At 43.6% G+C, this 20000-nt stretch carries 17 protein-coding genes; 10 read left to right on the forward strand and 7 right to left on the reverse strand.

Features of this window, described 5'->3' with window-relative positions; translation table 11 throughout:
* Positions 1-67 precede the first annotated feature (67 nt).
* Both rpsO and pnp read left to right on the forward strand, forming a co-directional pair.
* The gene (gene rpsO, locus ACFOEK_RS00370) at positions 68-337 is read left to right on the forward strand and encodes a 30S ribosomal protein S15 (RefSeq protein WP_386714464.1); all 270 of its coding nucleotides are present in this window, start codon (positions 68-70) and stop codon (positions 335-337) included.
* Positions 338-412: 75 nt separating this feature from the next.
* Positions 413-2512 carry a polyribonucleotide nucleotidyltransferase gene (gene pnp / locus ACFOEK_RS00375; protein ID WP_386714466.1) on the forward strand — a complete coding sequence of 700 codons (2100 nt, stop codon included), beginning with the start codon at positions 413-415 and terminating at the stop codon, positions 2510-2512.
* Between the two features lie 84 nt (positions 2513-2596).
* Here the strand turns inward: pnp and ACFOEK_RS00380 are convergent, their stop codons facing one another.
* The 5 genes from ACFOEK_RS00380 to ACFOEK_RS00400 form a co-directional block, all read right to left on the reverse strand.
* Entirely contained in the window at positions 2597-3151 is a 555-nt protein-coding gene (locus tag ACFOEK_RS00380) for a cob(I)yrinic acid a,c-diamide adenosyltransferase (RefSeq protein ID WP_386714469.1), read from the reverse strand.
* Positions 3152-3181: 30 nt separating this feature from the next.
* Positions 3182-5188 carry an ATP-binding protein gene (locus ACFOEK_RS00385; protein ID WP_386714472.1) on the reverse strand — a complete coding sequence of 669 codons (2007 nt, stop codon included), beginning with the start codon at positions 5186-5188 and terminating at the stop codon, positions 3182-3184.
* Positions 5189-5248: 60 nt separating this feature from the next.
* On the reverse strand, positions 5249-6151 hold the full coding sequence (locus ACFOEK_RS00390; RefSeq protein WP_386714475.1) for a ketopantoate reductase family protein: 903 nt from the start codon (positions 6149-6151) through the stop codon (positions 5249-5251).
* A 48-nt stretch (positions 6152-6199) separates the two neighbouring features.
* Positions 6200-7381, reverse strand: coding sequence for a hypothetical protein (locus ACFOEK_RS00395; RefSeq protein WP_386714478.1), 1182 nt, complete (start codon positions 7379-7381; stop codon positions 6200-6202).
* A gap of 85 nt (positions 7382-7466) precedes the next feature.
* Entirely contained in the window at positions 7467-8471 is a 1005-nt protein-coding gene (locus ACFOEK_RS00400; protein ID WP_386714481.1) for a GGDEF domain-containing response regulator, read from the reverse strand.
* A gap of 245 nt (positions 8472-8716) precedes the next feature.
* On the opposite strand from ACFOEK_RS00400, the gene ACFOEK_RS00405 reads away from it, so the two are divergent.
* Positions 8717-10147: an AmpG family muropeptide MFS transporter gene (locus tag ACFOEK_RS00405; RefSeq protein WP_386714484.1), complete on the forward strand. Its 1431-nt coding sequence runs from the start codon at positions 8717-8719 to the stop codon at positions 10145-10147.
* An 18-nt stretch (positions 10148-10165) separates the two neighbouring features.
* Here ACFOEK_RS00405 and ACFOEK_RS00410 read toward each other — a convergent pair whose 3' ends face one another.
* On the reverse strand, positions 10166-10483 hold the full coding sequence (locus ACFOEK_RS00410; protein ID WP_386714487.1) for an MGMT family protein: 318 nt from the start codon (positions 10481-10483) through the stop codon (positions 10166-10168).
* 50 nt (positions 10484-10533) lie between these two features.
* Here ACFOEK_RS00410 and ACFOEK_RS00415 point away from each other — a divergent pair, with 50 nt between their 5' ends.
* The 6 genes from ACFOEK_RS00415 (at position 10534) to gspD (ending at position 17354) form a co-directional block, all read left to right on the forward strand.
* The gene (locus tag ACFOEK_RS00415; protein WP_386714490.1) at positions 10534-11073 is read left to right on the forward strand and encodes an FxsA family protein; all 540 of its coding nucleotides are present in this window, start codon (positions 10534-10536) and stop codon (positions 11071-11073) included.
* Positions 11074-11197: 124 nt separating this feature from the next.
* Positions 11198-11485 carry a co-chaperone GroES gene (locus tag ACFOEK_RS00420; protein ID WP_386714493.1) on the forward strand — a complete coding sequence of 96 codons (288 nt, stop codon included), beginning with the start codon at positions 11198-11200 and terminating at the stop codon, positions 11483-11485.
* A 103-nt stretch (positions 11486-11588) separates the two neighbouring features.
* The gene (gene groL, locus ACFOEK_RS00425; RefSeq protein ID WP_386714496.1) at positions 11589-13229 is read left to right on the forward strand and encodes a chaperonin GroEL; all 1641 of its coding nucleotides are present in this window, start codon (positions 11589-11591) and stop codon (positions 13227-13229) included.
* Positions 13230-13656: 427 nt separating this feature from the next.
* Positions 13657-14418 (forward strand): type II secretion system protein N, encoded by a 762-nt coding sequence (gene gspN, locus ACFOEK_RS00430; protein WP_386714499.1) that lies wholly within the window; start codon positions 13657-13659, stop codon positions 14416-14418.
* A gap of 53 nt (positions 14419-14471) precedes the next feature.
* A complete protein-coding gene (locus ACFOEK_RS00435) occupies positions 14472-15359 on the forward strand; it encodes a type II secretion system protein N (RefSeq protein ID WP_386714502.1) in 888 nt (295 codons plus the stop codon).
* A gap of 33 nt (positions 15360-15392) precedes the next feature.
* Complete coding sequence (gspD, locus tag ACFOEK_RS00440) at positions 15393-17354, forward strand: type II secretion system secretin GspD (protein WP_386714505.1); 1962 nt, start codon at positions 15393-15395, stop codon at positions 17352-17354.
* Positions 17355-17952: 598 nt separating this feature from the next.
* Here gspD and ACFOEK_RS00445 read toward each other — a convergent pair.
* Entirely contained in the window at positions 17953-18951 is a 999-nt protein-coding gene (locus ACFOEK_RS00445; RefSeq protein ID WP_386714508.1) for a hypothetical protein, read from the reverse strand.
* Between the two features lie 170 nt (positions 18952-19121).
* Here ACFOEK_RS00445 and ACFOEK_RS00450 point away from each other — a divergent pair, with 170 nt between their 5' ends.
* Positions 19122-19907 (forward strand): FRG domain-containing protein, encoded by a 786-nt coding sequence (locus ACFOEK_RS00450; protein ID WP_386714511.1) that lies wholly within the window; start codon positions 19122-19124, stop codon positions 19905-19907.
* Positions 19908-20000: the final 93 nt, after the last annotated feature.

Consider the following 20000-nt stretch of genomic DNA (forward strand, 5'->3'; position numbering starts at 1 on the left):
GCTTTATTTTCCTAAGTCTTAATGACTTAAAACTTTCAAAGCATATTTTTATTTGGAGCAAGTTATCATGGCACTAAGTGCAGAAAAAAAAGCTGAAATTGTAAAAGACTTTCAACAAGCTGAAGGCGACACTGGTTCTCCAGAAGTTCAAGTAGCATTGCTAACTGCGAATATCGAAGGTCTTCAATCTCACTTCAAAGCTAACCATAAAGATCACCACTCTCGTCGTGGTTTGATTCGTATGGTTAACCAACGTCGTAAGTTGTTGGACTACCTAAACAAGAAAGATCACGGTCGTTACGTTGCGTTGATCAAGCGTCTAGGTCTACGTCGCTAGTCTGCTCTTCAAGACAAATGCGCTAGATAGAACTTCTTCAAGAAATGATTTTAATTAGATAAAGGATATTAAGCCGTGAATCCGGTTACTAAAACATTCCAATATGGAAACGAAACAGTCACATTAGAAACTGGTCGTGTTGCTCGTCAAGCGACTGGGGCTGTAATGGTTACAATGGGCGAAACCACTGTTCTGGTAACTGTGGTAGCGAGTAAGGAAGCCAAGCCTGGTCAGGACTTCTTTCCTTTATCGGTTCATTATCAGGAGAAGTTCTACGCTGTAGGACGAATTCCAGGTGGTTATCTGAAACGTGAAGGCCGCCCATCAGAGTTTGAAACTCTGACTTCACGTCTGATCGATCGACCAATTCGTCCTCTTTTCCCGAAAGGCTTCAAAAACGAAGTACAAGTAGTTTGTACTGTAATGTCTGCTGACAAGAAGTCTTATGCAGATATCGCAGCTATGATCGGTACTTCTGCTGCACTGGCTATTTCTGGTGTTCCATTCAGTGGCCCAATTGGTGCTGCTCGTGTTGGTTTCACCGATGAAGATGGTTACTTCCTTAATCCGACCATTGAGCAACTAGAAAACTCTTTGCTTGATATGGTGGTTGCAGGGACTGAATCAGCTGTGCTTATGGTTGAATCAGAAGCTGATGAGCTAAACGAAGAAGAGATGCTAGGTGCTGTATTGTTTGCCCATAAAGAGCAACAAGCAGTAATCGCAGCGGTAAAAGAATTTGCAGCTGAAGTAAATACCCCTGCTTGGGTATGGGAAGCAGAGCCAGAAAATACTGACCTAAAAACACTGATTAATGAGAAATTTGGTACTCAAATTGGTGAAGCTTATACCATCACAGATAAGATGGAGCGTTATGGCCGTCTTTCTATACTTCGTGCTGAAGTTGTAGAAGCGATTTCTGGCGATGAAGAAGGTCAGCCTTCAGCAGATGAGGTTTCTGCTGTATTCGCTTCTCTAGAAAAGAATATTGTTCGTACACGCGTTGTAAGCGGTGAGCCGCGTATTGATGGTCGTGACAACAAAACAGTTCGTCCAATTAATGTTGAAGTGGGCGTACTTGGTAAGACTCACGGTTCTGCGTTGTTCACTCGTGGTGAAACGCAAGCAATCGTTACTACGACTTTGGGTACTGCTCGTGATGCTCAAATGTTCGATGCTTTGGAAGGTGACAAGCGTGATCCTTTCCTTTTCCACTACAACTTCCCTCCGTATTCAGTAGGTGAATGTGGTCGTCTAGGTAGCCCAGGTCGTCGTGAAATTGGTCACGGTCGTTTGGCTCGTCGTGGTGTTCAAGCGATGGTACCAACGGAAGAAGAATTCCCTTATACACTTCGAGTTGTGTCTGAGATTACTGAATCTAACGGTTCTTCTTCAATGGCAAGTGTGTGTGGTGCAAGTTTGGCCTTGATGGACGCTGGTGTACCTCTTAAAGCGCCTGTTGCTGGTATCGCAATGGGCTTGGTAAAAGAAGGTGAGCAGTTTGCAGTCCTAACCGACATTCTTGGTGATGAAGATCACTTGGGTGATATGGACTTTAAAGTAGCAGGTACTGATGAAGGTATTACTGCTCTGCAGATGGACATTAAGATTCAGGGTATCACTGAAGAAATCATGACCATTGCTTTGAATCAAGCACATGACGCTCGTATTCATATTCTTGGTGAAATGAATAAAGTGATCTCTGAGCCTCGTGCACAGTTGTCTGATAATGCGCCTGTGATGGAAACCTTCAAAATCCATCCTGATAAGATTCGTGAAGTTATCGGTAAAGGTGGTGCGACTATTCGTTCTATCACTGAAGAGACTGGTGCTTCGATTGATATCGATGACGATGGCAACATCAAGATCTTTGCTGATGATCGTACAGGTGCCAATGCTGCGCTTGAGCGTATTCAAGCAATTACTGCTGAAGCTGAGATCGGTGCAATTTACCAAGGTCAGGTTACTAAGATTGTAGACTTTGGTGCTTTTGTTGCTTTCCTTCCTGGTAAAGAAGGTCTTGTTCACATTTCTCAAATTAAGAATGAGCGCATCGAGAAAGTGACCGATGTTCTTTCTGAAGGTCAAGAAGTTAAGGTGAAAGTGCTGGATGTAGATCAGCGCGGTCGCGTTAAGTTGACTATGAAAGACTTAGAAGAAACGACTGAAGCGTAATTTTAGATCGTTCTCAAAAAAACCGCTCTTTGTGAGCGGTTTTTTTATGTCGGTATGAAAGGGGCTGGACTGTAATTAGCCTGACTACCGCTGCCACAGAATTTCTTGCTGCCCGTCCAGCTGGCCAATGCTTCTGGCTAGGATGAACAGATAATCCGAAAGTCGATTAAGAAATTTCAAACTCAACGGACGAACATTGTTGTCTTCTTGGTGAAGCTCAACCAATTGACGTTCTGCTCGACGACAAATACTTCTGCTTACATGAGCAAAGGCCACTGGTTTACTTCCTGAGGGCAATATGAATTCTTTAAGTGGTGGTAAGCTCTGATTCATCGCTTCGGATTTTTCTTCCAGAAAGGTAAGGGCATCTTCCTGAAGAATTTCCATCTCTGGCATGGCCAGTTCACCGCCAAGATTAAATAAATCGTGTTGTATTGAGAGAATATCAGACATTAAGTGAGCAGTATTCTCATGCACCTCAAGTTCTGCCATAAGAACACCCAAAGATGAATTCAGTTCGTCGATATCACCAATAGCATGGATTCGTGCTGAGGATTTAGAAAGTCTAATACCGCCAGCAATGGAGGTTTTTCCTTTATCACCACCTTTGGTGATAATTTTTGACAATCTGTCTGACATAGAAGGCCTTTTGTTGAAGAATCGTAAATGTTAGCTGCTTTGTACTCGTAAACTTCTGAAGGGCAGTTTGATAGTAAAGCACGCTCCTTTATTGGGTTCTGAGGTCACATCAAGTAAACCATGGTGATGGCTGGAGATGATAAAGTAAGAAACCGATAAGCCTAGACCGGTTCCTTTACCTATATCTTTGGTGGTGAAGAAGGGGTCAAACACCTTACGACGTGTTTTATCGTCCATACCAATCCCATTGTCCTGAACCTGAATCACTGCATAGTTATCCTGTTGTTTTACCGTCAGTAATATTTCAGGGGTGCCACTGGGGCTGCCGTGTTCACTGAGAACCTGAGCGGCGTTTTTAAGTAAGTTGATGATTACTTGTTCAATTTCGCTTTGGATACAGGGAACGGCTGGAATGCCATCGGTATAATGCTCTCGAATGGTTAAGCTGTGATGTTGCTGGAGTTCATTAAAGGTGGTTTCTGTTCGGGCGATTTCCAACGCTTGTTTCGTGAGTTCAATAATATTGCAGAGCTCAAGGGTTGGATCGGCATTACGGCTAAATTGCAGCATGTTGGTTACAATATCAACGGCTCGGTGGCCTGCACGAGTGATGTTATCAATAAGTTCGGGAACCTCGCGAGACTTAAGATACAGTCCAATATCTTGCATTGATAAGCCAAGATCTTCCGCTACTTGTTGATTTTTGGGAAGACCGGGGGATAGGCGTCGAGTCAGGTTTTGAACGTTTTGTAAAATGCCGCCTAATGGGTTGTTGATTTCATGCGCCATACCAGCAGCCAGCCCACCGAGAGACATCATTTTTTCCGATTGAACAACCAATTCTTGGAGGTGCTTCTCATCGGTAATGTCATCTAGCTTGATAACCACATCTTCCAAACCACTTTCGTTTAGCGGATATATCATAATTGAGAAGTAGCGGGTTTCTCCGGCAATCTTAAACTCTGCCTGACTAACATTTTGAGTGGTTCCAGTACTGCTGGCTTGATGAACTAGGTCTAAATAAAACAGCATGTTAGGAAAAACATCATCAATGCGGTGATTAATTGCTTGTCCAGCTGGAATGGAGCTTAGCTGTTCGGCTCGTTTGTTCCACAAGGTAATTCGATATCTGGGGGTGAGCGCAATCAGCATGGAGGGCATGGAGTTAATAATGCCGTTAAGGAAGTCTTGGAACTCTAGTAACTTCCTTTCCATGGCGGAGCGAACTCTGGCTTCCTCTTCTAGGCGAAGGTTCGTTCTGGCCGTTTCCATAGAAGAGGTTTCGGCTCTTTGCTGCGCTCTATTGGCCTTATCCCTAGCATCTGTGAGTAAGTGATCTCTGGCTTGTATTTGGCTCAGCATGGTATTAAAGGCGTCTACCAAATTACCGATTTCATCGAAATAGACTTTGTTCGCCCGGACGCTGTAGTTTTGATGGGAAGAGACTTGGTGAGTAACTGCCTTCAGGTGCAGGATAGGTTCAATGAGCCAGCGCTTACTCTGCATTTGTATAACTCGAATAAGAAGAATGGCTGTGAACAGTAAAGCGACGGACATGAGTAAAAACTTGGAGTTTAGCAGCTGTTCAATTCGATAGTTATAAGCGGCCAAAGCTGTAAAGTGGCTTCCATCTTTCAGAGAGACTTCAAAGATTTTTGGTGTATGGCCCGTGTCATTTAAAAAGTGGGCATAAAGCTGGTGTAAGTGTTTGGACTTTGGCGCATTGCCGTGGTGTAGAATCAGTTCTCCCTGATCATCAAAAAAGGTCAGTTGGTGAAGCTTTATCGATTGTGCGCTGATGCGAGAGAGTAATGGTAGTCGTGTTTTAATTTGTTCAAAAGAGGATTGCTGTTCAATAAACAGTTTTAAGTTCGATACGTAATCCGGCTCTACCTGTGTGTGTATGGCAAAACGTAAAATACTGAATGTAGAAAAGAGCACAATAGCAGCCGTGACTATGGCCGTCGTTAGTAGCATCAAAAGTAATTTTTGACTGACTTTACTGTGGGATAAGTAGCTCTTAAGTTTGTTTAACATGTTGTTATTAAGAAATCCCTGTCAGGTTGATCCTTTGTATTTATCTTAGAAGCTAGCTCGTTAGATTAATGCTTTTAAGGATACCTCTTCCATCACTTTGTCATGAACGGGTGTATTTATTTTATGTTTCTTGGCCAGCGATTGAATATAGCCATTCATAGAGGATAGCTCGGTTTGTCGGTTATGTTGCCAATCTTGGTAGCTTGAGGAGAAGTTAGCGCCGGTTCGTTGTGCAACCTGAGTTACAATATCCACCAAGGTATCAATAGGATACCCTTCTTTTGCGAGCACTGTTTGGGTTTCTTGGCAAAGCGTTTTCATTAACGAGAAACGCTTCTCAGAAGTTAGAAGGTCGCCATTTTGGCATTCAAAAAGGACCGTCAGTGGATTAATCGCTGCATTAATGGCTACTTTGGTATGAAGCTGGGTCATGATGTTTTCTTGCCAATGAAAGCCTGCTTTGGATAAAGAGGACTTTTCCCACCAGAGACACTCATTACTGCTCATGCTCCCGATTAAGGTTTCGCCTTGCCCTGCATAAATGACTTTATTTTCTTCCGACTTCCAAGCGCCTTCCGTGGTTGAGCCCGCAAAGAAATTGAACGCAGGCCAACGCTTAACCGCGGTTTGTTGAATACCTAATCCATTATGGAGTAACACGATGTTTGCTTCTGTTGAAAGAAACGGAATCAGCTGGGTTATGCAATCCAGTACCTGGTAGCTTTTTGTCGTGATAATGAGGTTGTGAATGACTTGCTCTTGGTTAAACCAGTGTATTGGATACAGAGAAGTCGAATCCTGATCAATCACTTGATAGTTATCATAAGCAGGTTGGTGGGAGCGATGAATCATGATCGGGAATAGGTGTGATTCGGTTGCCTGTTGAAGCTTGGAATGCAGCAATAAACCTATTGCTCCAGGGCCTGCAATGTGCCACGGCTCGATAAGATCAGATTGGGACATATGATTATCAGGAAACGAGTGTTTGGGGGTGATTGATCGGTATGACAGTTAAACAGCTTTAGTCGAAGTATCGTCCGGATTGTCATCTAATACATGATTATCCGAGTCGTTCTGTGACTGTGAATCAGGTAACTGCTCGTCCATCAGCTCAGGATTGGTATGATCGTCAGTGTGTTCAAAACCTCTGTGTTCATCGGGACTGTCGATGGCTACGTGCGGAGAAGTCATGAGTACATGGACGTTGTCCGGTTGCTCTTCGGAATCTGTGAGTGGACTGTCATTGTTGTATGGTAGACGTTGATCCATTTGAAATAGCAGTTGTTCAAAGCCATGCTTTCTTTCATACATTTCCGTATCTGAAAGCTGCGTGATGAGCCTTAGCCCGCGTTCATAATCAAAATCATCCATAAAGAGTTCGGATTGAACTGCGGCGGGATCAGCGATTTCATATTCCTGACATAAGAATGCAATCATGCCTTTTAACTCTGGCATGAGACGATGTCTTCTCATTGTTTGTAATTGAATCGGTTTGAACTGATATAAATTGCAGACAAACTGAATGACTTCTTCTAAACCTATGCCATTGGGAAGGGCAACAGGTTGGGCATAAAGCTGATCTAGATAATTTGGTGAACAATAAGCCAGTTTGTCTGGCTGATTACCTGATATAACTTCAGGATATTTGTACACGGCGGGTTGTTTAATCAGATCTCTGAAGCGACGGCTGAGCATGGTTTCGTGTCGGCCAATCAATGGGCAAATGACTTTAGTTGATAGCCAAGTATTTTGAAGGTTCTTACTGTATTCCTGATAGCTGGAATCCGAATAGTTTTCCGCTTCTGAAATCAGTTCTTCTGTTACTGGAAAGTTATGCACTAAATGGAATGCATCTAATAATGGTTGTTCAGGTTCGATGAGTACTAATTGATAATCCGCTTTGATTAACGCGCCACGCTTTTGGTTGGTACGATTAGCGTAGGCTGAATATTGCTTAATGATGTTTTGGATAAAAGGCTCGGGCGACGCAGGGGCTTGATAGAGAATCACCAGCGATTGATTTGTGATGCAATAAGCTATGACTCCGATGCCCATCCGATGACTGAGATCGATTAACAGAGTTCTGATTTGGTAGTTATCCAAGCTGTTATTGACGAGCTGTTTACGTGAGGCTGCATCAAGTTTTACTAGATAAATACCTTGATTTATATCCAAAATTGCTTGTTTTCCCATAACTTTCAAGCATAGTCATGAGGAAAAAGAAGTCCAGTAAAATTTGACTGAACTTCTTAGTGGGTCTACATGGTTGCGGAGTGGTTTAGGACGCTACCATCGAGGAAGGGTTTTCCTGAAATTGGCGTGCTTGTGAATGCCATTGCTCAGCATAGATCCCGTTTTTATCTTTGGCATATCCTAAATTACCAAGACTGGTGTTTAGTAACTGTTGTGCGGAAGGCATGCTTCCTAAGCGTTCTGCACTGATCAGTGACGCACTGATATTAAGCGTTAAGTAGCCTGCTGGAGTCGGATAAGGTTTGTTGGCTATGCCGTCATAGATGCGCTTGAATGCGAGAGGGCTGCAGTCTTCAATATTGGATTGAACTGTGATCACAGAAAAATGGTTTTTCCCTAAACGAGTCACCACATCCATAGGTCTTACTAGGCTCTGTAATCTTTGTGCTGCGCCTTTGATCATCTCTTGGGCGATTGGGCCTTTGTGATGCTCTTCAATTTCTTCAATGTTATCCAAGCTGAAGGTGATACAGCAGACCGCACCTTGTCGGCTTTCTACTTGTTTGATGGCGTTAGTCAATGTTCTCAACGCTAGGCGTTTGTTTCCCAAGCCTGTGAGTAAATCGGTGTGATTGCAGCGCTCTAGTACCTGTACGTTCTTTTTAAGCGTTGTATTGTTACGCATTAACAAATTCAGCATGTTAGTTGTTCTGGCAGCTGCTGAGACTCTAGGAATCAGTTGTTGATGCATGTCTGATTTATAAATGAAATCATCAACACCATGGCTGAATGCATGGGATAGAGCTTCTGGGCTTTCTTTACCGGTGAGAAGAAGAATGTAGGTAAAGTGTTGTTTTTCTTGATCCATAATACGGATGCGTTGGGCAAGGGTGAGCCCATCCATATCTGGCATCATCCAGTCCGCTATTAATAAGCGAGCAGGCTCTTTATTTAGCATGTCTAGTGCTTGTGCCGGGTGGCTGGCAACACGTATATTGGTGTATCCTGCCTTTTTCAGCGTTCGCTCGACGATGGCTCCAGAAAACTTGGCGTCGTCTACTACAACGATAGGTAATGATGTGTCTGTCATTTGGCTGTCCCCGTTGGGCTCTATTCTCGCTTATGTTCGATCATTCGATCTGTTCCGGCCATAACAGCGTTGGTTCGACCAGATTTGTTATTTTTATAGTGAAGCGTCGTATTTTTTGTTTTGTTATTGAAACGCTCTGTTGAAAATAATGTACCAAATTCAACATAGCTCTTCATGAGGAAAAAGCAAAAGTAAGACTAAGTTAACAATTCACTCAATAAACAGGAAAAGGTTGGGGTAAAAAGTTGGGGAAGGATGCTATTGACGCACAAACGGAGTGTGATCTGAGTCGCAGTGAGAGACGCAGCGTCAGTTGGTTTGATGCACTGAAAGCTTACTTTGAGCGTCGAGTGCTGGTCTTATTGCTATTAGGCTTTTCCGCCGGACTTCCTTTTCTTTTGGTTTTTTCAACATTATCTGCATGGCTTCGAGATGGTGATGTGAGCCGTTCAACTATCGGCTTTTTCAGTTGGATTGGCATCACCTATTCGATCAAGGTGTTTTGGGCGCCTGTCGTCGACAGAGTAGCGTTGCCTGGATTAAATCGATTGTTTGGGCAGCGCCGAAGCTGGATGCTGATAGCTCAAATGGGCATTGCTTGTGGTCTGTTAGGTATGGCGTTGAGTGGTATACATCTGTCAGAAGTAAACCAGATGGATCATACCGTCACTATGCTTGCCCTTTTTGCGCTATTAGTGGCTTTCTCTTCCGCGACTCAGGACATCGCCATTGATGCTTATCGTATTGAAGTTGCTGAAGCAGAACGACAAGGGGTTATGTCTGCAGCTTATATCTTTGGTTACCGAGTAGCGTTATTGGTGGCGGGAGCCGGGGCCTTTTATATGGCTCACTTCTTTAATTGGTCTACGGCTTATCTATTGATGACTGTTCTTGTTGGCGTTGGCGTATTAGGTGTGCTTATTGCGCCCAATGTTCAGCGAAAAGACGGTGATGCCATTGATGAATCGCTGGCTGAAGTAGAGTGGGTGACTCGCGAAGTTCAATCTTATCCTTTCTGGTTTCGTACACTAGCGCGTTGGTTTACCTTCGCTGTTGTTTGTCCTTTTACCGATTTTGTTCGTCGTTACGGTATGTGGGCCGTATACCTTTTACTGGTAGTGGGAATATATCGTATCAGTGACATCACGATGGGCGTGATGGCCAACCCTTTCTATATCGATATGGGGTTCTCTAAATCTGAGATCGCCAGTGTCACCAAAATATTTGGCTTCTTTTTAACGATCGCAGGTTCAGCTGTGGGTGGCTTGATTGTTGTTAAGTATGGCTTGTTGCGCCCGCTGTTATTGGGGGCGGGGCTGGTGGCTATTACCAACCTGCTGTTTGCCGTGTTGGCGGGGATGAACGAGCCAACACTGACGATGTTAGCTGTAGTCATCAGTGCCGATAACTTTAGTGGCGGTTTGGCGAATGTTGCTTTTATTGCTTTCTTATCGAGCTTAACCTCTCGCTCGTTTACAGCTACTCAATACGCTTTGTTTAGTTCTCTGATGACACTGCCTGGAAAGTTCATTGGTGGCTATTCTGGTGTGCTGGTGGATTGGCATGGCTACGAGTGGTTCTTTATCTATGCTTCAGTAATCGGAGTGCCAGCGTTTTTGATTATTTTCTGGCTGCTAAAGAAACGTCCGGATTTGGATAAAGACTCAAGAACGTGAAGCATGTTGAGCCGTTAGCTAAGGCTGCCACCCAATCTGTTTTAAATTTATCCGGCCGTTAAGAAAAGAAATGCCTTCGTGTTCAAGTTTATCTTTTTGAACGTGGTAGCGTTCTGAGTGTTCTGGAAAGGAAATTCTGCCTTGTCCGTTGATTACTCTGTGCCATGGAATGCTGGTATCGGATGGAAGTTTGGACAGAATCTTTCCTACATGGCGGGAATGATTAGGATAACCGGCTAATTGTGCAATTTTTCCATAGGTGGTGACTTTTCCTTTTGGAATTTGTCCCAATATAAAGAGTACTGCATCGTGAAATTCTTGCTGGGAAATAGCCACGTTATGAATTCTCGCTGTGGATAACATTCTCAATTGGAGTTAATTAAAAGATGCGCTGGTTGTTTTTACTGTTTTGTACGCTTCCCGTAATTGAACTCATCATATTACTCAAGATAGGTAATTGGCTAGGGGTATGGCCAACTGTTGCCCTGATTTTGGGAACAGCCTTTATCGGTGTGAATTTATTAAGACAACAGGGGCTTAAGACATTTACCAAAGCCAATCAACGTTTGGCACAAGGTGAAATGCCGGCGTCTGAAATGGTCGAAGGTATTGTTCTGGCGGTTGGTGGTGCTTTGTTATTAACCCCTGGATTGGTGACAGATGTCATCGGTTTTTCTTGTTTATTGCCTGGCACTCGTCATATGTACATTGCTTATGGAATGTCGCGAATGAAAGTTATGGCGGCTCGTGCGGTTTATGTGAACAGTGCTTCATCGTTCCAGCAAGGTCCAGGTTTTGATCGATCGTTTGAGTCTGACTCGTCCGGTTTCGATAGCTCCCGAGCAAATAGCTCTCATTCGGAAGCGCGACCAAACGCCTCTCAAAACCCAAATGTCATTGAGGGTGAGTACGAGCGAAAAAAATAAAAAATTTTTTCAAATATCCCTTGAATTCTATTTGGTCGTCCATAGATAGGGATTATCAAAAATTTGCACAATCATGTGCAGTTAACCAATAACGTTAAATGTATTAAGTGGGAGACACTTAACAATGAAAATTCGTCCACTAGGTGATCGTGTTGTAGTTCGTCGTAAGGAAGAAGAGACTAAGTCTGCTGGCGGTATTGTATTGCCAGGTTCTGCGACAGAAAAACCTAATCAAGGTGAAGTGTTGGCTGTAGGCAACGGTCGTGTTTTGGATAACGGTGAAGTTTGTCCAGTTGATTTGAAAGTTGGTGATACCGTGCTTTTCGGTGGTTACGTTCAAACAGTAACTGTTGATGGTGAAGAGCTGTTGGTTCTTGGCGAAGGTGAAATCTTCGGTGTGCTTGAAGCATAAGAGCTAAAACGCTTAATCAAATTTAATAAATTTGTGGACTGCTTTTGAACGATTAGATGGTTCATTGGCAATGGAATAAGAATTTTTATATTAGGTGAATGAAATGGCAGCTAAAGACGTATTGTTCGGTGATGACGCTCGTCAAAAGATGTTGCAAGGTGTGAACATCCTTGCTGATGCAGTAAAAACAACTTTGGGTCCAAAAGGTCGTAACGTAGTTTTGGATAAATCTTTCGGTGCTCCAACCGTAACTAAAGACGGTGTTTCTGTAGCGAAAGAAATCGAACTTCAAGACAAGTTCGAAAACATGGGCGCTCAAATGGTTAAAGAAGTAGCGTCTCAAGCAAACGATCAGGCGGGTGACGGTACGACTACTGCTACTGTTCTTGCTCAAGCTTTGGTTAACGAAGGTCTTAAGTCTGTTGCTGCAGGCATGAACCCAATGGATCTTAAGCGTGGTATCGACAAGCTATCTGCTGCTGTTGTTGAGCAGTTGAAAGAGATGTCAGCGCCATGTTCTGACTACAATGCGATTAAACAAGTAGCAACTATTTCTGCAAACTCTGACGATGCAGTAGGTACTGTAATCGCGGATGCTATGGAGAAAGTAGGTCAAGACGGTGTGATCACTGTTGAAGAAGGTTCTGGTTTCGAAGACGAGCTAGACGTAGTTGAAGGTATGCAGTTTGACCGCGGCTATCTGTCTCCTTACTTCATCAACAATCAAGACTCTATGTCTGCAGAGCTTGAAAACCCATTCATTCTGCTTGTTGATAAGAAAATCTCTAACATCCGTGACTTGCTTCCAGTACTAGAAGCAGTAGCGAAAGCGTCTCGTCCGCTATTGATCGTTGCTGAAGACGTTGAAGGCGAAGCATTGGCAACTTTGGTTGTTAACAACATGCGCGGCATTGTTAAAGTTGCAGCTGTTAAGGCACCTGGCTTTGGTGATCGTCGTAAAGCAATGCTTCAGGACATCGCAATCCTAACTGCAGGTACTGTGATTTCTGAAGAAGTGGGTATGTCTCTAGAAACTACAACACTTGAGCACCTAGGTTCTGCTAAGCGTGTAACTCTAACCAAAGAAAACACGATCATCGTTGACGGTGCTGGTGATAAAGACGACATCGACGCACGTGTTGCTCAGATTCGTACTGAAATTGAACAGTCTACTTCTGATTACGACAAAGAAAAGCTACAAGAGCGTGTTGCTAAGCTAGCTGGTGGTGTTGCAGTAATCAAAGTAGGTGCTGCTTCTGAAGTTGAAATGAAAGAGAAGAAAGCTCGCGTTGACGATGCACTTCATGCAACTCGCGCAGCAGTTGAAGAAGGTGTTGTTGCTGGTGGTGGTGTTGCGCTAGTACGTGCACTAACTAAAGCGGATAACGTTGAAGGTTCAAACGAAGACCAAAACGTAGGTATTGCTTTGGCTCGTCGTGCTCTTGAAGCGCCTCTTCGTCAGATCGTAGCAAACTGCGGTGAAGAAGGTTCTGTAGTGCTTGAGAAAGTTAAGGCCGGCGAAGGTAACTTTGGTTACAACGCAGCGCAAGGCGAATACGGCGACATGATCGAATTCGGTATCCTTGATCCTGTAAAAGTAACTCGTTCTGCTCTTCAAGCGGCATCTTCTGTTGCGGGTCTTATGATCACAACTGAAGCTATGGTTGCTGATGCGCCTCAAGAAGGTGGTGCTCCTGCAATGCCTGATATGGGCGGCATGGGTGGCATGGGCGGCATGATGTAATCTCTGCCCCTAGTTGCTTAACGCTGAAAAGCCTCGCAAATGCGAGGCTTTTTTGTGTCTCTTATTTAGGCATTCGTTGCCTGAACTTTGAAGTCGTTCTTAACAAACATGCTAATAGTGCCATATTCATAACAATCTATGTCAATTGGATGGATGGAGGCTAATTCAAGCCGGGCTTGCTCTTGTCTACAGGTATAATCGGAACGAATTAGGCTCGTTGAGGTGGGTAATAATTAGATAAATATATCGTTAGTCGATAATTTCCTTCTTGAAGGTTACAGAAAAGTCATAATCATCCCTCAGAATGTGCAACAACGTCGAAAAACTGTATTTTTACCTAATAGGATGGTTGTGCTGTGAATGAGCCTCTCTATAATAGATCAGCTCAGAATAATAATAGTGGCAAGGACGATTAGAGGGTTCTCATTTGTGGTCAGCAGTTAAAGCAGCTCGTTGGTATGTCTTTTTGACAGTAATGCTGTTTGTCATTTTTCTGGTTGTTTATTTTCCAGCTCAATTTGCACTCAAGGTTGCGGACGATGTGCTTCAGCGTACACCTGTGAAAATTCAGTCTGTGTCTGGAACAATTTGGACTGGTCAAGGGACATTAAGTTATCAACAGCTCAACGCAGATGTGTCCTGGTCCGTTAATGGAATGTCTTTACTGACTTTATCTCCTCAAGTTAACGTCAATCTGAATGTAGGTCGAGAGACTGAGTTGTCGGCAGCTATGACGGTGTCAACATCGTCGCTAGAGTTCAGTGGGCTAACGGGAAAAGTCCAAGTTCCTTTATTGAATCCTTACTTAAAAACGCAACGGGTTTCGGGGCAGGGCATTGTTAAGCTGTATGATTTAAGTTTGGCGTTTGATCATCAAACCAAGACGATTGAATCTGCGAGCGGTCGCTTACTTTGGCAGGAAGCACAAGCGACTTATCCTGGGCCGAAAGGCATTGAGAACATCACATTACCCGATATTGCCGGCCGCTTATCGAATGATGATAAAGGCGCTGTATTGAGTGTGTTATCCGGTGATGACGGTGCAGCATTGGCATCGGTATTTGTAATGAATCAGGGGTGGGCTGGACTGAAAGTTCGCAAGCGAAGCGTAGATTTAGTCGGTCAAACCTGGGTGGGAAATCAACAGCCGGATGATGTGATTTTCCAGGTACGTGAAAAATTATGGTAACCGCCGAAAGCGTGGTTATTTTAGAGTGTAAGTTTTAAGACGTGGCTCAGTAGATGTTGACAAGTGTTACTCCAGACAAAGTGATGAAGCTGATGAATAAAGCCAAAGTGGTATTGTCACTTTTGTTTTGTGTTTGGCTTGCCAATATTGCGGCTCAAGCGGTATGGATGATTGTTTCCCCTGAACCTTTGCCAATAGTAAAGGCTGCAACGGCGATCTCAGGTAACAATGAGAGTGCAGCATCAGGTAAGTCCTTAAGTATTGTTAGTGCGTTACTGTTTGGTGAAGCGCCAAAGCAGCAAGTAGCAGAAGCAAAAGAAGCGGTGGTGGATGCGCCTAAGACTCGTCTGCGTTTGCAGCTGCTGGGTGTGTTTGTGGCTGATAATGAAGCGTCTTCTACTGCAATTGTTTCACAACAAGGTGGGAAATCTGATGCCGATTTTTATCGGGTTGGCGACACCATTCAAAACGGTGTGAAGTTAGAGCAGGTGCATGCGGATCGAGTCATCCTGAATCGTAACGGTCGCTTAGAAGCCCTGTATTTCGATGATGAAGAGAATTTATTTGAAGTGGCTTCTGAAGCGCCGAAAGCGGCGGTGAAATCTGATGCAAAGCCGAAAGAGAAAATTGATACAGTTGATCAATTTGCATCCGCTGCGAAAAAGCAATGGAAAAAGAATCCACTATCGGCGCTAGGAGCGGTAGGGTTCGAACCCGTCAACCCGGATCAGGCGATGGGTTATCGATTTTCAGGTCAGAACCCGATGATGGAAAGATACGGTATTCAAAAGGGTGACATTATTCGTTCTATAAACGGCATTGACGTAGGTGATGTCAATTCGGATGGCGATTATATGGATGAGGTCTTTCAACAAGGCCAGGCGAGTGTTTTGATTGAACGAGGTTCTCGCCAGTTTGAAATTACAGTACCTCTCAAATAGAGAGAGTCTGCCAGCGATGAAATGAGTTGAGGTATGAAAGTGAAAATGTTTTCTCCGTTTAGTCGATTGATAGCGGCCGTCGTATTGATGGCCTCTTTTGCTATCTCGTCTCACGTATGGGCAGAGCAAGACACCTGGAAAGTAAACCTTAAAGAGGCCGACATTCGAGTATTAGTGAGTCAGATTGCTGATATTACTGGTAAAACCTTTGTGGTTGATCCTCGTGTAAAAGGCAAGGTTACCGTGGTTTCAAATACCGCATTACCTACGGATGAGGTGTATCAACTTTTCCTTTCGGTTCTTCAGGTACATGGATATACCGCCGTTGAAAGCGGTCATGTGGTTAAGGTCATTCAGCAGAATGAAGTGAAGCAAGAAGGCGCAGCATTTGATGGCAAGCGCCGTAAGAAGGGCGAAGAAGTTGTTACTCGTGTTATCAAGGTGACGAACACCAGCGCTATTGAATTGGTACCTATTCTGAGACCTATGGTGGCAAAGTACGGTCATTTGGCGGGCGTTGCTTCTGCTAACTCTCTTATTATCAGTGATCACGTCAGCAATATTGAACGTATGATGGCTATCATCAAGAACCTCGATAGTTCTGAAAGTGAAGAGTTAGAAGTGGTTCAGCTAGAGCATGCTTGGGTGGGTGATTTAAAAGGCATTCTTGAGAAGCTGATCCCAGACGTGAGCAAAGCTAAAAACTCGACTATTTCTGTAGTGGCCGATGAGCGCAGTAATCGTTTGATTGTGAAAGGTGAAAAGTCTGCTCGCCAGCGTATCGTAGCCTTAGTTAGTCGTTTGGATCAGCCTGTGAAACAGGATGGCTCTGCCAAAGTCATTTATCTGAAACATGCAGATGCAGAAAAAGTAGCTGAAACGCTTAAAGGTCTAGTGACTGAAGGTGCATCAGGCAAAGAGAATAAAGGCCAGCAGAAAGCCAATATCCTTGCTGATAAGGATATGAACGCATTGGTCGTTAAAGCATCCCCTTCTGATATGGCAGAAATCGAGGATGTGATTCGACAGTTGGATATTCGTCGTGCACAGGTATTGATTGAATCAGTGATTGTTGAAGTCCAAGGCAACATTGGTGAAGACTTAGGTATTCAATGGGCGTTAGGTGGCTTTGGCGATGTACCAGCCTTGGGAACGAACTTTAGTAATGTCGGTGTAAGTTCTTCTGCTTTGATTGGTGCACTAGTAAATGATTCTACTGAAAACATCACTCCAGGAAATGGCTTTACCGGTGGTATTGGTGGCGAAGGCGATTTCACTTGGGGGGTGTTGGTCCAGGCGTTAGAAGCAGTGGACAACAGCAACTTGCTTTCTACTCCAAGCATTATGACTCTGGATAATCAGGAAGCTGAAATCGTTGTCGGTCAGAACGTACCTTTCATTACTGGTTCTACCACTACTTCTGGTGATGGAACAACAAACCCATACCAGACCATCGAGCGTCAGGATGTGGGGGTCACTTTAAAAGTGGTACCTAAGATCACCGATGGTGATGTGGTGATGCTAGATGTAGAACAAGAAGTAGAATCGGTGAGTGAGTCAGCGATTGCAACGGACTTAATTACCGACAAACGTACATTGAAGACTTCTATTTTGGTGGATAACCGCCAGACGATTGTATTGGGTGGTTTGATTTCTGATCAAGAAAAAGACGTGGTGCAGAAGGTTCCTCTTTTGGGCGATATTCCTTGGTTGGGTGAGTTGTTCAAAAGTACCAGTCTGGAGAAAACCAAACGTAACCTTTTGATCTTCTTAAGACCAACCATCCAGCGTAATCGCCAAGATATAGCATCGTTAACAGAGCATAAATATCAAGGTTTGTGGGAATTGAAGTTTAATAATTATAAAGCGAAGCAAGGCCTATCAAATGAAGAGGTGGATGATGTTGAAATCATTGCTCCTAGTTATGATGAGTTCTTTGAAGGTCAGCGCGAAGTCATAATTAAGCCAAATAAAGATAAAGCGGTTTCGGAATAAGCGCTATAAAGCATGAAGAAAACGGTCGACTTAGGTTGACCGTTTTTTTTGGCTGTTAGAAAACGGAAAACGGAAAACGGAAAACGGAAAACGGAAAACGGAAAACGGAAAACGGAAAACGGAAAACGGAAAACGGAAAACGGAAAACGGAAAACGGAAAACGGAAAACGGAAAACGGAAAACGGAAAACGGAAAGAAAGGACTTTCAGTTAGTCAGCCCTCGTGAGGCTGACTAACTGGTTGAGCAAGTGCGTTTGCTTGACCTCTGTTTTTATTGTTATTGGTGAGGTTATGTAGGTGGCCGTTATTATTTTTATTAGTGGCCGGAATCTTTCATTTGTAGTTTTTATTTGTCTTTAATAAATACACTCTCTGTGCCATTTTCGAAACAGCTAGATAAAACAAGTGATTACATCATTATGTACATGTTATTGCTTACTATAGTGTTCCGAATATTGTTACCAATGTTAGACTTTTTGGAACCGTGATGGGGTTATAGGTAACAAGTGAGGTGTTACTGGTCAGAGTAATAGAGGGGATAGTAGGATATGAGGCTGCTAGGACAGGAGTCTCTAGTGATGAAACAAAAGAAGAGTGTTTATTTTGAGACCAGTTGCGAAATACGTCGTTGCATCAACCAAAGCCCGATGACTCCGACCAGCCATATAAAGAGAGCAGGCTTCCAGACGCTCGGATCTGACAAATTGATGTTCTCTTTTTCTGAAATCTGAATCAGGTAGAAATATTTTATTTGGTTCTCGTACCAAGGAATATCGAGCTTGGAAAAATAGGCTTGTTGAGAACTCGTTGAGAAATGACCTGATAAGCCTGCGTTCATGCTTTGCCAGAACTCAGGGTAATAGTATCCAATACTCTTTTCGAAGGCTTGTTTGGCTGACCAAGTAGCTTTGGTGAGTTCTGCCACATAGTTTCCTTCCATATCCAACATAAACACATTGTCTCTGTTGGTCTTATCAGAGAATTCAAGTGAGGTCTCGACTAGAAGTTGATCGACGTCCAAATCAATATACAGGTGGCCTAGCCGCATATCTTCGTAATGAACGGGTGTGGTGAATCGAAATAACATACCTTGTTCCTGGCCTGTGAATTCGTAAAACAAAATGTCGTTATTTTCTAATAAACCAACCTGCATCCAATAATTCATAAGCTCTTCAGAGCCACTCATACTGGGTGATCTCTGAATATGCTGTCCTACGTAGAAGTGATCGCTGGTTTCTTCTTCGACGACACCAATTTGGGAGATGTAGTTATGTTGCTGTTTAAAGGACTGCCAGTAACTTGAAATATCATCGCCTGTTTCACTGGTATCGGCCAGAAATTCGACAGTTTGGTAGTCGCGTGCGAGATGCAGCGTGAGTTGGCGTATCTGTTCGATTTTTTTTGAAGTGGATAGCACCCACGGCGACATCATGTCTTCCTGGTATTGAGGTTTAATCGTTGGTGACGCATTTTTCTGTTCAGCAAAGAAAAGAAAGCTAATGAGCACGGTGAGTGACCAAATGACACCAAGCATTATTACAAATGCCTTGGAGGATTGTTTTTCTTGTTGTTCAAGATAAGAAGGCTGTTCATTCATCTTTTAAGGTCTCGTCTCGCCACCATAATTTTACTGTAGCAGAAGCGAGCTACGCTGGATTACAACTCACTGTTGATAGCTTGGGACGGCTTTAGCTGTGCAATACTGTAAGGCGAAGAAATCAGCTTTGAGTTATGGTGTAAGAGTTGGTTGTCGTTGAAGGAGGGCTCATGAACGAAATTGTCATTGGGAGTTGGAATGAATTACAGGAAACGCTCTTTCATGATTCCTGGATGGCTGAGATAGGTCGTTTTCGATCTCGCTATGCGTTTCGTGGTTTATCCGATAAGGAATATGCGCTCGAAACGACGTTGAGCCGTTTAGGTGGAAATTACGCTGAGTTGGAGCATCATCTTTTAAGAAACTTCCGAAAGTATGCTCATAGAAGTGATTTGTTGGAAGGAGACAGTTTGTGGCACTGGTTATCCATGGCTCAGCACTACGGGCTACCTACGCGCCTTCTGGATTGGACTTATTCACCATTTATAGCAATGCACTTTGCGACGGCTAATATCGAAAAGTACGATGTTGATGGTGCCATCTGGGCTGTTAATTATGTGCAGGTGCATCAAATGCTTCCATCTCGGTTGAAAGATCGGCTTCAGAATGAAGGTGCTAATGTGTTTACGGTGGAAATGCTAAATGAGGTGGTGACGTCGTTAGGTGAATTGGGGTATATCTCTGAGCAGGACTTGGCGTTGTTTTTGGAGCCGCCTTCCATGGACGACCGCATCATTAACCAATATGCGTTCTTTTCTTTAATGTCGAATCCGACGGCGATTCTGTCTGAGTGGGTAGAGCAATACCCTGAGATTTGCCAAAAGGTCATCATTCCAAAAGAACTGAAATGGGAAGTTCGCGATAAGCTGGATCAGGCAAACATTACAGAACGGGTATTGTTTCCTGGTTTGGACGGCTTGAGTGATTGGCTGAGGCGGCACTATAGTCCAAGGTAATAAGCTTACTTAAGTAAAAACGCCGACTTTATTGCTTAGCCGGCGTTTGAAACTCAATATCAGGGTGATCTTTTATCACCAGTAATACAGTTC

Origin of the sequence: Litoribrevibacter euphylliae (assembly GCF_042646085.1) — a bacterium.
Lineage (GTDB): Bacteria > Pseudomonadota > Gammaproteobacteria > Pseudomonadales > Litoribrevibacteraceae > Litoribrevibacter > Litoribrevibacter euphylliae.

What these genes read in the sequence shown, in the direction of transcription:
- rpsO (WP_386714464.1), top strand. Translation starts at nt 68, where the DNA reads ATGGCACTAAGTGCAGAAAAAAAAGCTGAAATTGTAAAAGACTTTCAA.
- ACFOEK_RS00380 (WP_386714469.1), bottom strand. Translation starts at nt 3,151, where the DNA reads ATGTCAGACAGATTGTCAAAAATTATCACCAAAGGTGGTGATAAAGGA.
- ACFOEK_RS00385 (WP_386714472.1), bottom strand. Translation starts at nt 5,188, where the DNA reads ATGTTAAACAAACTTAAGAGCTACTTATCCCACAGTAAAGTCAGTCAA.
- ACFOEK_RS00390 (WP_386714475.1), bottom strand. Translation starts at nt 6,151, where the DNA reads ATGTCCCAATCTGATCTTATCGAGCCGTGGCACATTGCAGGCCCTGGA.
- ACFOEK_RS00395 (WP_386714478.1), bottom strand. Translation starts at nt 7,381, where the DNA reads ATGGGAAAACAAGCAATTTTGGATATAAATCAAGGTATTTATCTAGTA.
- ACFOEK_RS00400 (WP_386714481.1), bottom strand. Translation starts at nt 8,471, where the DNA reads ATGACAGACACATCATTACCTATCGTTGTAGTAGACGACGCCAAGTTT.
- ACFOEK_RS00415 (WP_386714490.1), top strand. Translation starts at nt 10,534, where the DNA reads ATGCGCTGGTTGTTTTTACTGTTTTGTACGCTTCCCGTAATTGAACTC.
- ACFOEK_RS00420 (WP_386714493.1), top strand. Translation starts at nt 11,198, where the DNA reads ATGAAAATTCGTCCACTAGGTGATCGTGTTGTAGTTCGTCGTAAGGAA.
- groL (WP_386714496.1), top strand. Translation starts at nt 11,589, where the DNA reads ATGGCAGCTAAAGACGTATTGTTCGGTGATGACGCTCGTCAAAAGATG.
- ACFOEK_RS00435 (WP_386714502.1), top strand. Translation starts at nt 14,472, where the DNA reads ATGTTGACAAGTGTTACTCCAGACAAAGTGATGAAGCTGATGAATAAA.
- gspD (WP_386714505.1), top strand. Translation starts at nt 15,393, where the DNA reads ATGAAAGTGAAAATGTTTTCTCCGTTTAGTCGATTGATAGCGGCCGTC.
- ACFOEK_RS00445 (WP_386714508.1), bottom strand. Translation starts at nt 18,951, where the DNA reads ATGAATGAACAGCCTTCTTATCTTGAACAACAAGAAAAACAATCCTCC.
- ACFOEK_RS00450 (WP_386714511.1), top strand. Translation starts at nt 19,122, where the DNA reads ATGAACGAAATTGTCATTGGGAGTTGGAATGAATTACAGGAAACGCTC.